The organism is Vibrio sp. 2092 (assembly GCF_033339635.1).
Lineage (GTDB): Bacteria > Pseudomonadota > Gammaproteobacteria > Enterobacterales > Vibrionaceae > Vibrio > Vibrio alginolyticus.
In genome coordinates this window covers 197938-215177 of sequence record NZ_JAWOUY010000003.1, presented here as the reverse complement: position 1 = coordinate 215177, position 17240 = coordinate 197938, and the positions used below count along the sequence as shown (strand labels likewise).

19 protein-coding genes are annotated in these 17240 nt (G+C 44.2%); 5 read left to right on the top strand and 14 right to left on the bottom strand.

Annotated elements, in window-relative coordinates; translation table 11 throughout:
* Window positions 1–26 precede the first annotated feature (26 nt).
* On the bottom strand, window positions 27–260 hold the full coding sequence (locus R7P80_RS07380; protein ID WP_005380277.1) for a DUF2789 domain-containing protein: 234 nt from the start codon (window positions 258–260) through the stop codon (window positions 27–29).
* A gap of 187 nt (window positions 261–447) precedes the next feature.
* Here R7P80_RS07380 and R7P80_RS07375 point away from each other — a divergent pair, with 187 nt between their 5' ends.
* Complete coding sequence (locus R7P80_RS07375) at window positions 448–1665, top strand: response regulator (RefSeq protein ID WP_005380276.1); 1218 nt, start codon at window positions 448–450, stop codon at window positions 1663–1665.
* A 158-nt stretch (window positions 1666–1823) separates the two neighbouring features.
* On the opposite strand, the gene nqrM is transcribed toward R7P80_RS07375, so the two are convergent.
* From nqrM to bolA, 9 genes are all read right to left on the bottom strand, one after another.
* Complete coding sequence (nqrM, locus tag R7P80_RS07370; RefSeq protein ID WP_005380273.1) at window positions 1824–2057, bottom strand: (Na+)-NQR maturation NqrM; 234 nt, start codon at window positions 2055–2057, stop codon at window positions 1824–1826.
* A 22-nt stretch (window positions 2058–2079) separates the two neighbouring features.
* Window positions 2080–3084 (bottom strand): FAD:protein FMN transferase, encoded by a 1005-nt coding sequence (locus tag R7P80_RS07365; protein ID WP_005380272.1) that lies wholly within the window; start codon window positions 3082–3084, stop codon window positions 2080–2082.
* 157 nt (window positions 3085–3241) lie between these two features.
* On the bottom strand, window positions 3242–4465 hold the full coding sequence (gene nqrF / locus R7P80_RS07360) for an NADH:ubiquinone reductase (Na(+)-transporting) subunit F (protein ID WP_005380271.1): 1224 nt from the start codon (window positions 4463–4465) through the stop codon (window positions 3242–3244).
* Between the two features lie 33 nt (window positions 4466–4498).
* Window positions 4499–5095, bottom strand: coding sequence for an NADH:ubiquinone reductase (Na(+)-transporting) subunit E (gene nqrE, locus R7P80_RS07355; RefSeq protein ID WP_005380270.1), 597 nt, complete (start codon window positions 5093–5095; stop codon window positions 4499–4501).
* Between the two features lie 7 nt (window positions 5096–5102).
* Window positions 5103–5735 carry an NADH:ubiquinone reductase (Na(+)-transporting) subunit D gene (locus tag R7P80_RS07350; protein WP_005380269.1) on the bottom strand — a complete coding sequence of 211 codons (633 nt, stop codon included), beginning with the start codon at window positions 5733–5735 and terminating at the stop codon, window positions 5103–5105.
* Window positions 5735–6505 (bottom strand): Na(+)-translocating NADH-quinone reductase subunit C, encoded by a 771-nt coding sequence (locus R7P80_RS07345; RefSeq protein ID WP_005380267.1) that lies wholly within the window; start codon window positions 6503–6505, stop codon window positions 5735–5737. Before R7P80_RS07345 ends, R7P80_RS07350 begins: the two co-directional genes overlap by 1 nt.
* Window positions 6495–7739, bottom strand: a complete 1245-nt coding sequence (locus R7P80_RS07340) for an NADH:ubiquinone reductase (Na(+)-transporting) subunit B (RefSeq protein WP_005380265.1) — start codon at window positions 7737–7739, stop codon at window positions 6495–6497. The genes R7P80_RS07345 and R7P80_RS07340 overlap by 11 nt, the downstream gene beginning before the upstream one ends.
* Window positions 7740–7744: 5 nt before the next feature.
* Complete coding sequence (locus R7P80_RS07335) at window positions 7745–9085, bottom strand: Na(+)-translocating NADH-quinone reductase subunit A (RefSeq protein ID WP_225491512.1); 1341 nt, start codon at window positions 9083–9085, stop codon at window positions 7745–7747.
* A 474-nt stretch (window positions 9086–9559) separates the two neighbouring features.
* On the bottom strand, window positions 9560–9868 hold the full coding sequence (gene bolA, locus R7P80_RS07330) for a transcriptional regulator BolA (RefSeq protein ID WP_005380262.1): 309 nt from the start codon (window positions 9866–9868) through the stop codon (window positions 9560–9562).
* A gap of 243 nt (window positions 9869–10111) precedes the next feature.
* Between bolA and R7P80_RS07325 the strand changes: the two genes are divergently transcribed.
* From R7P80_RS07325 to R7P80_RS07310, 4 genes are all read left to right on the top strand, one after another.
* Window positions 10112–11266 (top strand): methyltransferase, encoded by a 1155-nt coding sequence (locus tag R7P80_RS07325; protein WP_213906525.1) that lies wholly within the window; start codon window positions 10112–10114, stop codon window positions 11264–11266.
* A 32-nt stretch (window positions 11267–11298) separates the two neighbouring features.
* A complete protein-coding gene (locus tag R7P80_RS07320) occupies window positions 11299–11868 on the top strand; it encodes a YajG family lipoprotein (RefSeq protein WP_005380259.1) in 570 nt (189 codons plus the stop codon).
* Window positions 11868–12413 (top strand): peptidylprolyl isomerase, encoded by a 546-nt coding sequence (locus R7P80_RS07315; RefSeq protein WP_005380258.1) that lies wholly within the window; start codon window positions 11868–11870, stop codon window positions 12411–12413. Before R7P80_RS07320 ends, R7P80_RS07315 begins: the two co-directional genes overlap by 1 nt.
* A 71-nt stretch (window positions 12414–12484) precedes the next feature.
* Window positions 12485–13837, top strand: coding sequence for an AmpG family muropeptide MFS transporter (locus R7P80_RS07310; protein WP_225491513.1), 1353 nt, complete (start codon window positions 12485–12487; stop codon window positions 13835–13837).
* A 63-nt stretch (window positions 13838–13900) separates the two neighbouring features.
* Here R7P80_RS07310 and R7P80_RS07305 read toward each other — a convergent pair whose 3' ends face one another.
* Genes R7P80_RS07305 through R7P80_RS07290 form a run of 4 tightly spaced genes read right to left on the bottom strand, consistent with a single transcriptional unit; the run spans window position 13901 to window position 17137 of the window.
* A complete protein-coding gene (locus R7P80_RS07305; RefSeq protein ID WP_005380256.1) occupies window positions 13901–14560 on the bottom strand; it encodes a ChrR family anti-sigma-E factor in 660 nt (219 codons plus the stop codon).
* Window positions 14557–15141, bottom strand: a complete 585-nt coding sequence (locus R7P80_RS07300) for an RNA polymerase sigma factor (protein WP_005380255.1) — start codon at window positions 15139–15141, stop codon at window positions 14557–14559. Before R7P80_RS07300 ends, R7P80_RS07305 begins: the two co-directional genes overlap by 4 nt.
* A 44-nt stretch (window positions 15142–15185) precedes the next feature.
* Window positions 15186–16544 carry a DUF4397 domain-containing protein gene (locus tag R7P80_RS07295; RefSeq protein ID WP_225491514.1) on the bottom strand — a complete coding sequence of 453 codons (1359 nt, stop codon included), beginning with the start codon at window positions 16542–16544 and terminating at the stop codon, window positions 15186–15188.
* A complete protein-coding gene (locus R7P80_RS07290) occupies window positions 16541–17137 on the bottom strand; it encodes an LON peptidase substrate-binding domain-containing protein (RefSeq protein ID WP_025768231.1) in 597 nt (198 codons plus the stop codon). Before R7P80_RS07290 ends, R7P80_RS07295 begins: the two co-directional genes overlap by 4 nt.
* Window positions 17138–17240: the final 103 nt, after the last annotated feature.

Sequence of the window (17240 nt, the reverse complement as noted above, 5' to 3'; positions counted from 1 at the left end):
GAGAAATGGGCGTGTTTAAGCGAACGTCAATCTCGAAGCATTACGTCCAATTGATCGACCAATTCGGCCCAATCTGCATCTTCTTCGATGGCTTGTTTTAGAAAGTTCGCCTGTGACATCGTCCAAAAGCTAGCTTCATGTAAAGGCGCAGAATCTCTTTTGTGTCGATGTTGATTAATAAAATCTTTCATTTCTTGAGGAGAGCTACCGAGGCCCAGTTGTTGAAATAGCTCAGCCATACCATGTTGATGCATTTCCATACTACTTTCTCCCTACGTTAGCTAAACATAATTATATAACTAAGACAGGAATAATGATGTGATGTTAACGGATGCGTGTCAAACATTTGGGTAGTTGTTCTACTTTTGGTTGACATGTGTTTTTTGATGGCGATAAGTTTAATTTTAGTTATCATTGATTTTAAACAATTAATTTTGGGGACTGCGCTTGAGTAATAAGATTCTGGTTGTTGAAGATAGTCGTGCGTTTAAAAACTTTCTTTGCCAAACAATAAGCCAAGCTGGTTATGAGGTCATCGCAGCAGAAAGCTACGCGGAGGCAAAGAACTTGTTATCTTCAGCACAGGACCTCTTCTGTGCGGTTTTAGACTATTGTTTACCGGATGCTCAAGATGGCGAGATTATTGACCTCGTTTTGGAACATGGTCATCGTGTCATTGTTTTAACGGCTCGATTTCAAGAAGACACTCGCGAAAAGATGCTTGCAAAAGGTGTCCTCGACTATATTTTGAAAGACAGCATGGCGTCCGTTTCCTATCTATTACCACTCCTCAAGCGACTAACCAACAATCAACAACACAAATGTTTAGTCGTTGATGATTCACACACCGTAAGAAGACACATTGCCCAACTTTTGGAGCATCAATATATTCAGACGTTGGAAGCTGACAATGGGCAAAAAGCCCTAGAGCTTGTCGAGCAAAATCCAGATATCACTCTCGTTTTAACCGACCATGATATGCCCGTTAAAGATGGCATTACTATGGTGCGTGAATTACGTCGGAAGTGGGATAAAAATCAATTAGCCATTCTCGGCTTGTCGGGTAGTAACTCTAAGACTATGACGGCTAGGTTTCTAAAAGCAGGGGCCAATGACTTTTTATACAAGCCATTTAATCAAGAAGAATTTTTTTGCCGTATTCACCAACTGTTAGATATCAAAGACGCAACATCTGAACTGTTTAAAATGGCAAATCAAGATGCGCTAACGGGCTTATGGAACCGCCGCTTTCTGTTTGAGCAACCCCATGTAGAAAACGCTCAAAGAAACATCGCGATGCTTGATATCGATTTCTTTAAGCAAGTAAATGATACACACGGACATGAGGGCGGCGATGCAGTGTTAGTCATGATAGCGAATATTCTAAAAATCTATTTTCCAAATGATATTGTCGCTAGGCTTGGTGGCGAGGAGTTTTGTATTCAAGCCAGTGGCGACTATGACGGCTTTCTAACACGCTTAGAACAAATGAGACAGCGCATAGAAAAAACGCCAATAACTTATTTGGACAAAAACATTCTTGTGACCGCGAGTATTGGTGTAAGCAACATCGAGGGGGAGCTGGAACAACAAATAAAAGTGGCGGATGAGCGACTTTACATGGCCAAAGAGAACGGACGTAACCAAATCATTTCTTCGTCCTAATGACTATCAGTGTGGTCTTGCTCTGTAACATGAGAGAAAGAAACAACAAAACACGGTATTGGGCTCTTTCTCGGACATCTGAGCTTTGGTTAGCTGCCTAAAAATAAAGCTCAGCAGAACGCTGAGCTTTATCACTTTCTTAGTACGATTAACCAATACTAAGCAATTCTATCTTTTTCCCACGCCGCCAATTTCTCAGCACGCGCAGCCTCGCGCGCTTCACGTTTTTTACGCGCATCGCAGGGTTCTGGACAATTACACACTTTTTCGATGCCAACTGCCCCTAAGCCACCACAGCTACCTTTCACGACTTTCTTTTGGAAAATGTATCCGACAGCCATTGCAGTGATTACCGCGACAAACACAGCAAAGGTAATTAGAAATGTATTCATAAAAACATGCTCACTTCTGTTGTTATTTCTTCATGAATGGCTTGTATGCTTCCGAAGCCAACTCTTTAAAACCATCTTCCGTTTTCACAATCATGAAAACAGGAATATTATTTTCGTTCGCAATTGCCATGCCTTTGTCTTCACCTAGCACCATAAGACCAGTTGCAAGACCATCAGCAGTCATCGACGATTTATCTAATACCGTTACAGACACCACTTTATGATGAATTGGTTTGCCTGTTCGTGGATTAATAATATGAGAGTATCTCACACCATTACTCTCAAAGTAATTACGATAGTCACCACTTGTTGCAATTGCCATGTCGCCTGGTTCAATAATTTCTTGAATTGAACGTTCATCAACGGTCGGTTTTTCAATTGCGATACGCCAAGGCACACCTTCACGATTGACACCTTTGAGACGCATTTCACCGCCAACTTCGACCATAAAGTTCTGTACCCCTTCAGATTGAAGGTAGTCAGCAACCACGTCAACCCCCCAACCTTTCGCAATCGTCGATAGGTCGACGTACAAGTTAGGAAGGTCTTTGGACAGTGTATTACCATCAACAGATAGGTGGTGAATACCGGTATTTGCTTTGCGAGCAGCGAGTTCTTCATCGGTTGGAACTACATCTGGACGAGCTTCTGGACCAAACCCCCACAGGTTAACTAGAGGGCCGACCGTCACATCCAATGCACCTAAAGTAAGACCGTTAAGGCGAATTGCTTCTTTCACTACCGTTGCAGTTTGTGTCGAAACTGTAAATGGCTCGCTCGTTTGATGCTGATTAAAACGACTTAACTCTGAGTCGTCACGATAGGTCGACATTTGGTCATTAACCTCTTCCAATAAGCGATCAATTTCTGTCTGCATCGCTTTTGGCGTTGGAATACCATCTTGCTCGATATACTTGATGTTGTAAGAAGTCCCCATGGTAGGGCCACTTAAATGAATTTGATCGGCAGGCTGCTCACAGCCAGCCAAAATCAATAGAGAAGCAAATGCAACAAGCCACTTTTTCACTTGTTAACTCCCAATGTTGTTGAATTGATATGGGAAATAGGATCAATCCTTTCAATCCGATTACCTATATCAACTGTTGAGTATCAGTTTTATGTCTATAAAAAATAATGGCTAGCTCTCTTGGAGAGCTAGCCATAGATTCAATCACTTGGAGGAATTAACCACCGAAGTCATCTAGTAGGATGTTTTCATCCTCTACACCTAGATCTTTTAGCATGCCGATTACAGCAGCGTTCATCATAGGTGGACCACACATGTAGTATTCACAGTCTTCTGGCGCTTCGTGATCACGTAGGTAGTTCTCGTAAAGAACGTTGTGAATAAAGCCAGTGTAACCATCCCAGTTATCTTCTGGAAGTGGATCAGACAGTGCACAGTGCCATACGAAGTTGTCATTCTCAGCTTGTAGCATATCGAAGTCTTCTACGTAGAACATTTCACGCTTAGAACGTGCGCCGTACCAGAAAGACATCTTACGCTTAGAGTGCAGACGCTTAAGTTGGTCGAAGATGTGTGAGCGCATTGGAGCCATACCAGCACCACCACCAACGAATACCATTTCTGCATCTGTATCTTTCGCAAAGAACTCACCAAATGGACCAGAAATAGTACACTTGTCGCCTTCTTTTAGAGACCAGATGTACGAAGACATGATGCCTGGTGGTACGTCTGGGTTGTTCGGCGGCGGAGTTGCGATACGAACGTTAAGCATGATGATACCGTGCTCTTCTGGGTAGTTAGCCATAGAGTATGCACGAATGGTCTCTTCATTAACTTTAGACTCGTAGCGGAAAAGGTTGAACTTCTCCCAGTCTTCACGGTATTCCTCAGGAATATCGTAGTCTGCGTATTTCACGTGGTGAGCAGGAGCTTCAATCTGGATGTAACCACCAGCACGGAAAGGTACTGATTCGCCATCTGGAATTTGTAGCTTAAGCTCTTTGATGAATGTCGCTTTGTTATCGTTAGAGATAACAGTACATTCCCACTTCTTAACGCCGAAGATTTCTTCAGGAAGCTCGATATCCATGTCAGTTTTCATTGCAACCTGACACGCTAGACGCTCACCTTCACGCGCTTCACCTTTAGTAATATGGTCAAGCTCGGTTGGTAGGATGTCGCCACCACCTGATTTAACTTTTACGCGACACTGACCACATGAGCCACCGCCACCACAAGCAGAAGATACGAATACGCCAGCACCTGCTAGAGCACTCAGTAGCTTACCACCTGGTTGTGTAACGATCGCCAGAGAAGGGTCATCGTTCACAGAAATTGTAATGTCACCTGTTGGTACAAGCTTAGACTTAGCGAAAAGAATCACTAGTACTAGTGCAAGTACGATCAGAGTAAACATCACTACACCAAGAATAATGTCCATTGACTATTCCTTAATTGTTGCGGTTTACCCGACTTACAGTTGAACACCAGAGAAAGACATAAAGCCTAACGCCATAAGACCTACAGTGATAAATGTGATACCAAGACCACGTAGACCTGGAGGTACGTCAGAGTACTTCATCTTCTCACGGATACCTGCAAGAGCAACGATTGCTAGCATCCAGCCCACACCAGAGCCGAAACCGTAAACGATCGATTCAGCAAAGTTGTAGTCACGTTGTACCATGAAAGATACACCACCGAAGATTGCACAGTTTACTGTGATCAGCGGTAGGAAGATGCCTAGCGCGTTGTACAAAGGTGGGAAGAAACGGTCTAGGACCATCTCTAGAATCTGTACAAGTGCTGCAATTACACCGATAAAGGTGATGAAGTTTAGGAAGCTAAGGTCCACGCCCTCAACTAACGCGTTCTCTCTCAGAACTAGGTTGTATACCAGGTTATTCACAGGAACAGCGATAGTCAGTACTACCACAACTGCAACACCTAGGCCGAAAGAGGTCTTAACCTTCTTAGATACGGCAAGGAAAGTACACATACCTAGGAAGAAAGACAGAGCCATGTTTTCGATGAAAATCGATTTAACTAACAGACTAATGTAATGTTCCATGACGTCCTTACTCCTTCGCTTCTACTTGTTCTGGTTTCAGAATACGGATTACCCAGATAAGGAAGCCGATTAGGAAGAATGCTGATGGTGCTAGTAGCATTAGGCCGTTAGGCTGGTACCAACCACCGTTGCTCACTAGAGGTAGAACTTCTAGACCAAATAGTTTGCCTGAGCCAAATAGCTCACGGAAGAAACCTACAGTGATAAGAACGAAGCCGTAACCTAGACCATTACCAATACCGTCAATAAGAGATGGTACTGGCGCAGACTTCATTGCGAATGCTTCAGCACGACCCATTACGATACAGTTAGTGATAATCAGACCAACGAATACAGATAGCTGTTTAGAGATATCGTATAGGTAAGCTTTTAGCACTTGGTCTACCACGATTACTAACGATGCGATGATTGCCATCTGAACGATGATACGCACACTGTTAGGAATGTGGTTACGGATCAATGAAACAGAGAAGTTAGACAACGCAGTTACAAATGTTACCGCTAGTGTCATTACAAAAGCTGTTTCTAGTTTAGTTGTTACTGCAAGAGCAGAACATACACCAAGAACTTGTAGCGCGATTGGGTTGTTATCCAATACTGGCGCTAGAATGCTCTTTTTAACGTTTTGTGCACTAGACATTAGTTAAGTTCTCCGTCACGAACTTTTGCTAGGAAAGGACCAAAGCCCATATCACCTAACCAGAAGTCAAATGTGTGTTGAACACCATTACTAGTGAGCGTCGCTCCTGATAAGCCATCAACACCGTGCTCAGAACCTTGCGGTGCGCCGCCTTTCACGACCTTAATCGCTGGCTGGTGATCTTCATTGTACAATTTCTTGCCAATGAATTGATCGCGCCATGAAGGGTTCTCTACTTCACCACCAAGTCCAGGAGTTTCACCTTGCTCGTAGTAAGTAATAGCAGACACAGTGTTACCATCAGTTTCAACGGCTACAAAGGCATACATCATCGACCATAGTCCTTTACCGTGCATAGGCAGGATAACTTTTTGGACTTCATCTTGATCTTTTACAAGGTACACCACTGCTGTATTCGCGCGACGACGGATATCAGCTACGTCTTCTTCTGGTGTCAATGCGATTGAACGTTCTGCATCTTTTGATGCTTCACGTTGATCGTACGTAGATGCATTACCCTCAGTAAAGTTACCTGTTTCAAGGTCTACTAGACGAGGTTCGATGTACTCAGCAAATAGCTCTGGTACTTTCTTACCGTTTGCGTCAATGCCTGCAACTTCAACGATCTTTGATTGCTTATCTAGGACAGCGTTAGCTTTTTGCTTATCACGCAGACCTACTGCTGCTGTTGATACGATGATTGAACAAACAAGGCTCAACCCGATAACAACACCCAGCGTCTTTTTAATGCTGTCGTTATTACTTGCCATAGCGTGCTAGTCTCCGCTTGATGTTCTTCTCAATCACTACATGGTCGAACAGAGGTGCGAATAGGTTCGCGAATAGAATCGCCAGCATCATACCTTCTGGGTACGCTGGGTTAACTACACGGATCATCACACACATTGCACCAATCAGGATGCCGTACCACCATTTACCTTTGCTAGTAAATGACGCTGATACTGGGTCCGTTGCCATGAAGAACATACCGAATGCAAAACCACCTAGAACTAGGTGCCAGTGCCATGGCATATTAAACATTGGATTAGTGTCAGAACCGATCACGTTAAACAGAGTCGATACTGCGATCATACCGATCATTACACCCGCAATGATGCGCCATGAAGCGATTCGCATGTAAACGATCATCGCTGCACCGATCATTAGAGCTAGAGTCGATACTTCACCAATTGAACCAGGGATGTTACCGATGAACGCATCCATCCAAGTGATAGGAGCGCCAGTTACTGTGTTAACTAGAGCACCGTTACCACCTTGAGCCCATTGGCTAAGAGCAGTTGCACCAGAGAAGCCGTCAGCTGCAGTCCATACTACGTCACCCGAAATTTGCGCTGGGTAAGCGAAGAATAGAAATGCACGACCTGCAAGTGCAGGGTTAAGGAAGTTACGACCTGTACCACCGAAGATCTCTTTTGCTACAACAACACCAAATGTGATACCTAGCGCCGCTTGCCATAGAGGTAGCGTTGGTGGAACGATAAGTGCGAATAAGATAGAAGTTACAAAGAAACCTTCGTTAACTTCGTGCTTACGCACCATACAGAACAACACTTCCCAGAAACCACCAACAATAAATACTGTTGCGTAGATTGGCAGGAAGTAAGTCGCACCTAGTAGCATCTTACTGCCAACACCCGCTTCCGCACCAATAGTGCCGCCAAGCATTTCTGTTAGCCAGTAGTGCCAGTTACCTGCGATAACTGTCGCTAGTTGGTCACCAGCGTACATGTGGTTAAGTGCTGCAATAGCTTGGCCACCTGCGTTGTACATACCCCAGAACATTGCTGGGAATACCGCAAACCAAACCATGATCATGATACGTTTTAGGTCAACGCTATCACGAACGTGCGAGCTTTTATTTGTTACGATACCTGGCGTGTAAAAAACTGTTGCTACAGCTTCGTACAGGGCAAACCATTTTTCGTGTTTGCCACCAGGCTCAAAATGATGCTCGATGTCTTCAAGAAACTTTTTAAGAGCCATGAAAATTACCCTTCCTTCTCGATAGTATCTAGGCATTCACGGAGTAACGTACCGTACTCGTACTTACCTGGACATACAAAGGTACACAATGCTAGATCTTCTTCATCCAGTTCAAGCGCACCCAGTGCTTGAGCACTGTCTGTGTCGCCGGCACATAGATCACGAAGCAGCAAAGTAGGCTCCATATCTAGAGGCATTACGCGTTCGTAGTTGCCAATTGGAACCATTGAACGATCACTACCATTGGTCGTCGTTGTCATATTGAACAACTGACCTTTGAATACGTGACCAAGGAAAGAGCGAGTTACCGAGAACTTATTCTTACCAGGCATTGCCCAGCCAAATAGTTCTTTTTCACGGCCTTCACGTAATACAGAAACCTGTTGATGGTAACGGCCAAGGTATGCGTGTGGACCAGTTGCATGTGTACCTGTTAGTACTGAACCAGAGATCACACGAACTTCGCCAGGCATCAGCTCGTTATCTGTTAGGTCATCTAAGCTTGCACCCATTACGGTACGAACTAGACGAGGGTTATTCACAACTGGGCCAGCTAGAGACACAACACGATCTGTGCATAGCTCACCAGTTAGGAACAGCTTACCGAACGCGATAACGTCTTGGTAGTTGATGCTCCATGCCACATTCTCTGCATTTACTGGGTATAGGAAATGCATGTGGGTGCCAGCAAGACCTGCTGGGTGAGGGCCATCGAAGACGTGTTCTTCTACGTTAGACTGTGAAGAGCGTGGCAAGCTAGTGCCAGATTTACATACGTAAACCTTGCCTTCTGTCAGGGCTGAAAGAATGTCTAGACCAGCAATGAATGCTTCTTGTTGCTCATTAATGATCAACTCAGGCTTAGCTGCTAGTGGATTAGTATCCATTGCAGTTACGAAAATAGCCTTAGTAGAAGACTCGATTGCAGGAACCTTGCTAAACGGACGAGTACGTAAAGCGGTCCATAAGCCAGAGTCAACCAACTGAGTCTTGATCACTTCACGATCTAGACCTGAAAGTTGAGCGGCTTCGAACTTATCAAATGTCACCTGCTCTTCACCTGCCACTTCAATCACTACAGATTGAAGGACACGTTTAGCGCCACGGTTAACTTCGATCACTTTACCGGCTGCTGGTGCAGTAAATTTCACGCCTAGGTTCTTTTTATCTTCAAAAAGAACTTGCGCTTTTTTCACTTCATCACCAACGCGGACATGCATGGTAGGTCGCATGCCAACGTACTCTTCGCCAAGCAAGGCGACTTTTTTGATGGTCTTACCATCATTAATCACCTGGGATGGAGTTCCTGCGATAGGAAGATCCAAGCCCTTCTTTATTGTAATCATACGCACTTGCACTACTTTTATCGGGAAAAAGATTCTTTTGATTGCGTAACTTTTAGACACGACATCAGTGTCCGGTTTTGATGTTGTTTTAAACATCAAAATCGCAACATCCTATTAAAAATCTCGTCACAAGGAATACGCGAGATTTATCAGGTGCCGTAGTCTAGCATTTTTTAGGAACTTGATGCCATGATCAATCATTAGAATAGAGGGGTTATTTCGGTAGAATCAGGTCTAAAAGGTCAAAGAATAGTCATAACTTTGACCCATCGCACAAATGCCATATTCCATACATATCTTATGGAAAAGTGATATTCATCGCCTGAAATATTCTGCAATTTCCATTCATTTGTTGAAACACTGTTAACACATTTTTTAACCAGAATTTGTGCCACGTTAACGTCCCTAAAGAATGTAAAACGAAAAAAGATGGCCTTAAGCCACCTTTTCTCTGCACCTTTATATCTTGCGTTTTTAGTGACCACCACCCATACACATCGGGCTATCAGGGGCGCCATCTTGTTCACGCTTCCACTCTTCATCAGTGTATGTATGAATAGCTAATGCATGAATGTGGTTGTCCAGTTCATCTGCCAAAATTTGATGAACTTGACGATGGCGCCCAATCAAACGCTGTCCCGCGAACGAATCACTCACAACAATCACTTTGAAATGACTCTCTGAGCCTGGTGGCACATTATGCATGTAGCTCTCATTAATGACTTTGAGATAGCTGGGTTGCAGCTCACTGTGTAGTTTCTTCTCTATGATTTCTTGGATCATATTCGTTCCTCATTGATGCGAATTCCATAAGTATATACCTAAGTAAAGCAGACATGCATCACTCAAACATCACTCTCACTATTGACGCACTTTGTAGACATATTGTCTCAAAGCGCTTGACTCCATGAACATGTCTAAAGAGCAGCCATCACTGAACTCGTAAAATTTGACAGCTTTTTGTATCTCGACACGTCATCATTTGCGACAATAACACTTAATTTCTAAATCAACTTACATTTAGCTATGAAAACCGAACTGAACCTTCACGAGCGAAGCTTAACACTTCATCGTTTCCCAAAACGTAGTAACGAAACGCTACAAGCGTGGGATGCCGGTGATGAGTATCTTATTAATCATGTTGAAGAGCTTGCTTTGCCAGACAATCAAAACATCCTCGTGATTAATGACAGCTTTGGTGCCCTCTCCTGCTGGTTTTCGGAAAAGCACCATGTAACGCTAATGAGTGATTCATTCATCTCACATAAAGGTGCACAGCAAAATCTCGAGCAAAACCAGTGCAATAAAGTAGCGTTTGCCACCACGATGGACCTCATTCCTGCCAATATTGATCTCGTCTTGCTGCAACTGCCCAAAAGTAACCGCCATCTAGTGTGGATACTAAGCCAATTAAGAAAGGCACTACCGGCTTCCTGCCCCGTCATTGCAGTCAATAAAGCGAAAGAAATTCATACTTCGACGCTAAAACTGTTTGAAAAATACTTAGGCGAAACAAAAACATCTTTGGCCTGGAAAAAACACAGATTGGTGTTTTCTCAAGCAACAGTTGAGCCTCCGATTGAAGTAATGCCTTTCACGACTTGGCGCGTTGATGGCGAAGATATCGAACTCAAGAACATGCCAAATGTCTATTCAGGAGAAAGTTTAGATTTAGGTGCACGCTTTATGCTGCAGCACCTGCCTCAAGACCCTTCGATAGACAATGTCATCGACCTCGGCTGCGGCAATGGTATTCTGTCTGTTAAATTTGGTCAGTTGAATCCAAATGCTCGGCTAACATGTGTTGATGAAAGCTTTATGGCGCTTGAGTCGGCAAAACAGAACCTACGCGACAACCTTGGTGAAAATAGAGACATACAGTGCATAGCGAACAATTGCTTGGACGGTTTTAAACACAGCAGCAGCTCTATGGTTATGTGTAATCCACCGTTTCATCAACAACAGGCAATCACCGATCATATTGCTTGGCAAATGTTCTGCGATGCTAAACAAGTATTAAGTGAAAATGGCCGTTTACTGGTTATCGGAAATCGTCACCTCGGGTACGACGCAAAACTCAAACGTCTGTTTGGCGATAAAAATGTGAAACTTATCGCTTCCAACAATAAGTTTGTGATTTTACAGGCTACAAAAAATCCTGCTAAATTAAGCGCAAAATAAGCTTTAGCAAAATAGTTAAAAGGAATAATAAAATGAGAAAATTGGTACTTGCGGCTTCGGTTGCGTTGCTTGCTGCGTGTTCAGCCCCTCAACAACCTCAGCTGAACCTGATGCCAGAAAGCACATTGAGCACCAATCCAATTGTTCAAGGCAAGACTTACAGTTTGACCAGCAAAGATGTACGTGCAGCGCAGTACGTGGCGTTGGTGGATAACGGCCGTTCGAACATTCTTCCTCTTCATGCTAAACAGAATTTACGTATTGCGTTAGAAGAAGCATTAGAGAAGCAATTCTCATCTCAAGGTTTCCATGCGGATCTAAACAGCAACAACGCGATTGAATTGAGCGTTCAAGAAGCGTTGGTCAACGTGAAGCATTCGGTGATGGAAAATGAGATGGATGCTAAAGTTGTGCTGGAAATCACAGCAGAGACACCTGAGGGCAAGCTAGTCAAAACTTATACAGGTACAGCAAAGCGATCTGGCACATTGAGTGCTTCTGATGCCGATATTGAAGAGACATTGAATGATGTGGTGACATTGACGCTTAAAGAGATTGCCAATGACCCTGAGCTTCGTCAATACATGCAGGAGCGTTTCTAATGTTACGCAAAGCGATTCTGTCCTTAGCACTACTCAGCTGCAGCGTTTGGGCTGGACCAAAAGTAGCGTTTGAAACGACACTTGGTTCATTTACGGTTGAGTTAAACGAAGAGAAAGCACCTATCACTGTCGCTAATTTTCTAAAATATGTAGAAGATGGGAGCTACGAGGGTACTATTTTTCATCGTATTATCCCAGGCTTCATGGCACAAGGTGGCGGCTTTAACCAAGATATGCAGATGGTGAAAACATACGCGCCAATCAAAAACGAAGGAAATAATGGTCTAAACAATGACCGTGCTACCATCGCCATGGCACGAACCAATGCACCAAACTCTGCAACTCGTCAGTTTTTCGTCAACTTAGTCGACAATGACTTTCTCAACTATGGCGCTCGACCACCAGGTTATGCTGTATTTGGTGAGGTTACTGAGGGGTTCGACGTTATCCAGAAAATGGCTCAGCAGCCGACCACGACGGTAGGCCGAATGCGTGATGTACCAGAGACGCAAATCGTCATCACCAAAGCTACACTACTTAAATAGCCAAAACGATAAGCCCTTTGAATAATCGAAGGGCTTTCTCTTTCAACGGCTTCATTTTATTGGATTGATTTATGTCTTCATTACCTTCCATCACTTGGTTGGAAACGGTAAAAAGTTACCTCGATAAACGACTCATGTGGGTTTTCATGCTGGGCTGCTCTAGCGGCTTTCCGTGGGTTCTTATCGGTTCAAACATGTCAGGTTGGCTAAAAGATGCCGGCTTGACCCTCTCCGCAATTGGCTATTTTGGTAGCGTTTTTGCGGTCTATGCGATCAACTTTCTGTGGGCACCTCTGGTTGACCGCGTGAAGCTGCCAGTCCTCTTTAGACTGCTGGGGCAAAGACGTAGCTGGATTTTCTTTTGTCAAAGTATCGTACTCGTCGCTACCCTATTTATTGCCGGTGTTAATCCAGCGGAAAACTTGGTGTTTGCGTCACTACTCGCCTTGTGTATTGCAACGGCTTCAGCGACACAAGACATCGCAATTGATGCTTTTCGTATTGATACTTTCCCAAAGTCAGAAGAGTCTAAACTGCCTCAAGCTTCTGCAATGGCGGTCATTGGCTGGTGGACAGGTTATTCACTACCGGGTTATTTAGCGTTTGTTAATGCTGACAGTGTCGGTTGGAATGGTGTGTATTACGGGATGGCGGTGATAGTCGGCATTCTAATGGTCTTTACGATTTTAGTCGGTGAACCTAAGACTCAACGCGAACAACTTCAGTCTGCCGCTGAACAACGCCACAAAGAAGTGGTTGGTTCGAAAGTCGTAGCTTGGTTTACCGTGACTGTTGTGGAACCTTTCCTTGATTTCTTTAATCGCAATGGTGTCCGTGTCGCGATTACTCTGTTGCTGTTCGTTTTCCTATTTAAAATTGGCGAAGCGTTTTTGGGCAGGATGTCGATCGCGTTCTACAAAGATATTGGTTTTAGCAATGAACAAATTGGCTATTACTCCAAACTGATTGGTTGGGGAGCCACCATCTTCTTTACTTTTGTCGGAAGCATGTTCAACGTTAGGTTTGGTATTGTACGTGGATTAATGATCGGTGGTATTGCTATGTCTGCCAGTAACTTGATGTTTGCTTGGATTGCTTCGGTAGGCCCAAACGAGCACTTGTACTTAGCCACGATTATTGTCGATAACTTTACGACTGCTTTCTCAACTGTCGCTTTTGTTTCATTTTTGACGATTCTAACCGGACAAGCATTTTCGGCAACTCAGTATGCGTTGCTTGCTTCTCTAGGAAACTTCGGACGGACGACTCTTGCTTCTTTCAGTGGCGAGCTAGTGGATTATCTTAATGATTGGAGCACATTCTTCGTGCTTACCGCTGTCATGGTCGTGCCAAGCTTGATTATGTTGTACTCGCTACGACATTACTTTGATGCTCTATTGGAAAAAGCACGTCACAAGAATTAACGAAACATATAAAAAACCACCGAATTCGGTGGTTTTTGTTTTGCGAGATATAAGATAAGAGGTCTATGGGTATAACCCTTTACCAAACATATTAAATATACGTGCCACGCCTTGAGTAAAGATCATCGGCTCAGTCAATACGGTTAAACACAAGCAGTCTTCTCCGGCCTTAGTGTAAGGGCTGTGCTTCACTGATGCGTCTCTAATCATCAAATCGCCCTCTTCATATTGGCCATCCTCGTCACTAAATCCGCCATGCAGGATCAATGTGGACTCCAGGCCTTTGTGCGTATGTTGAGGAATTTGCACATCTTCCCCGATGTACATTAAGCTGACACGAGCGTCTTCCCCTAGGTCAATCTGAGCACTAAAAACCTTGCCTCCGTAACTTCTCCATGACCCTACGAGGTCAGAGAAACGCGCTAGAGTTTTAGGAAGAGCGAAACTTTTTCCTGCGACATTAACAGCAGCAGAGTCGCGGATCACGATATTATCAGTCGCTGGCTCCGCATTGATGATGTCATTAAACATGTCGTCAAATTCAGAAACATACTCAGAAGGTATGTCACTTACGATGTTCGCTTGACTTGCTTCGACTTGGTTCACATAAGCTCGGCACTTGGTGCATGTTTCTAAATGGGTTGCGACCACAAGACCAGAAACCGCATCAATGCTTCCCGAAGCGTATGCTTCTAACAAGCTGTTATCTGGGTGTTTGTTCATAGTTGCTCCGTATGCATTGAATGCCTTAGCTTTTCTACTGCAAGCCTCAGCCTGGATTTTACAGTACCGAGGGGTATATCAAATAATTCCGCGACCTGTTGATGAGGTAGCTCTTCAAGATATACCGCTTGTAAAACATCTCTCTGGTTTTTCGGTAATATATCTAAAAACTTAACCACCTGTTCTTTCAACATATCTTGTTCTGGTGAATAGTGATCAACAAGATCAGGTGGATAATACTCTGACGGCCAAATGTCATCAGAATGAATGTGTAATTCCTTACCTTTCTGTTTTCTCAGCAAATCAAAACAAAGGTTTCGGATTATGGTATATATCCAAGTCGATAACGCGCTCTTTTCACCATCATAGAGGTGCGCTTTCTGCCAAACTGTCGCCATGGTCTCTTGCACCATCTCCATAGCAACTTGCTCATTACCAACATGTTTGTAAGCGAATTGCTTCAGCTTGGGTGCGTAAAAACGGAATACAAAAGCGAACGCGTCTTTGTCTCGAGCCTTCACTTTATCCATGTAATCGTTCCAATCACTGCGCCCCAGTTTTTTCGGGCTATCACTCATCATAATCGGCCTTAATTTGTGGGAGGAGTCTCCTCCTCCCATTCGTCCTAATCGGTCACGTCATCGACCAACAAGTTGAAACCACCGTTGTTCCCATCATCAATGGCAACGACTTGGTACACAACACCGTTCATTACATTGACTGGTGCTGAGTCAACCGCAACAATACTTGGGTTACCAGCCACTGTTACCGTTACATAATATGTACCTTCAGCGACATATAATCCTTGTACGCTATTTTTATACGCAAAATTAGCAATAGTTGGATCACTTCCATCTATTCCTGCACTCGTAGTGAGGTAAATATCCACCATTTCCGCTATAGGATTAGCCGCAGCGTGTGTCACATTCAATGTCGCGCTAGTCGCCACAGCGCGTCTCATATCTTCAACAACCAGAGCTTCGATATCAATCGCTGGGCTAACAACACCGACTGCATAAACACTGTAATCCATTCCACCTGCAACCATTAACCCGTCAACATCTATGATCGGATTGGTTGTTGTGCCATCCACGTAAACGTCGATATCGTAAGCGCCAGCAGCAAGATCCAAATAACCACGAATCTCTTTGAACGCTAAGTCGGCAAGAGGAGCGAAGGCCGCCCCGTTAACGTTAACATCGACGACTGGCGCTCCATCGACAAGGTGTCCGACTCTTACTTCAGCTTGGCTGCCCATATCTTCAATTATAGAAGAGCCCGAACCGTCCAACACCAAGAGTTTGACAGGTGACGTGCTATTCGAATCTCCTGTGCCGATAGCGGCAATCGTCAAGTTGGAATTAGCCGCAAGAGGTACTGTGCCGGAGTCAAAAGCAACGCTGTCTCCTACGGCAAGTCGAACTTGATACTCACCAGCTGGGATGTTCAATACGTCGGTAGAAGCTTTGTAAGCAAGGTTAGTTATTGGAGTCGCGCTAGCAAGAGCAACACCTGGCTCAGTGACATAAAGATCAACAGCAGGAACGCCTGAAGCTGCATGAACAACTTGAACATCTAGACTATTGGCATCAGCCATTGAATCGGCGCTGCGAGTCACAACTAAAGGCTCAACTGGGTTTGGCGAACCATCGGCATCGCCAACAACGAACACGTTATAATTGAGGTCGGAATCAAGATCTAGTTCTGTTTTAGGTATTACGGTCGCGGTTTCATTACCTGGGAGCTGAACATCGACCTGAATCGAATTCATCCCCTCTCGCAATTTAACGTAGCCAGATCCCACACCATAATCAACATTCGTTAATGATGGTTTATCGTTGATCCACACATTTGCAAGCGGCGCATCAGAAGACGCGTGCACTGCTTGTAAATTGGAATACTCGATAGTGTCACTGTCGGAGCCACACGCCGCCAGTCCTAACGCCGCAACAACAGTTAGCGCAGCTTTGTTAAATCCTTTCATATCCTTGCCTCTTTGTTAGTCGGGGCTTCTATGGCTTCTGTCAGAAATTGCAACGCAGGAATACAGTCCTCTGCGCCGACTAGCTGTTCGAACAGATTGCAGTCTAGGGGTAGTAACTCAAGCCAACGCTGAGTAACCCAAGCAGAGTCATCGTAAAAACGATGCTGGTAGAGGCTTCCAAGTTGAGGAAACTCTTCATAAACATGGGATAACTGCTGGCTTAAATAGAAGAAATCTGGTGAGTTGTCTGGATGTTGCCAATTATCTAACCATTCAACCTCTGCATGGCGTAAGCCATCCGCATCTGCACGAACACGTTTAACAACAAAGCGTTTCTCACCAGCAACTGTAATACCAAGAAGGCCATCACTGAGTGTTTCAAAATCAACGATCCTGACCAAAGTTCCGATAGATGAAACGTTACCCACGTCTTTAGGGTCACCTTCACTTCCTACTAGGCAAACTCCAAAACCCACATTTTGTAGGCTGCATTCCTTTACCATTCGCTTATATCGTGGCTCAAAAATGCGCAGATTCATTTTACCTTCAGGGAGTACAACTGAAGTGAGTGGGAATAACATGACTTCTTTCATTCAAACGTCCTCTTTGATTCACGGATACATACGAATCCCTTATCACTCCGATCACTAACGATTTATGTTGGTTAATCGACTGGCTTAAAAAGTCATAAAATCG